The organism is Microcoleus sp. S36a_B3, from assembly GCF_036700745.1.
GTDB lineage: Bacteria > Cyanobacteriota > Cyanobacteriia > Cyanobacteriales > Microcoleaceae > Microcoleus.
Map to the genome: position 1 here is coordinate 19,603 of NZ_JAUBPN010000047.1, position 342 is coordinate 19,944.

At 58.5% G+C, this 342-nt stretch carries 1 protein-coding gene; it reads left to right on the forward strand.

Translation table 11 applies throughout. From position 1 onward, the window contains the following. Window positions 1–342 (forward strand): hypothetical protein (locus tag QUA01_RS26095; RefSeq protein ID WP_333093406.1); only part of this gene is annotated, 342 nt, incomplete at both ends.

A 342-nucleotide genomic window follows, 5' to 3' on the forward strand; every position in this document is an offset into this window, starting at 1 on the left:
CAGCTTGCCTTCGGGTGCTCCTCCTGCCATTAACACAGTCCGCTTCATCGCACCTGCATCTGCATCCGGCAGCGTCAAGAACACCGCCAAGAGTGACTCCTCTACCCTAGATCCGACTCTCAGCAACAATGACGGTACTGCGCCCGGTGCTAGCGTCACCACGATTCTGACACCCAACCAACCACCAGAAGCGACACCTACTAACCTCACGGTAGGGCCAAACAGCAGCGCCCCGGTGCCCGGATTGGGAGGTAATGATCCAGACGGGTCGATCGCCTCCTACACCATCAACACCCTGCCACCAGCGGCCCAAGGCATCCTGTTTTTAGGAGATCCAGCCAA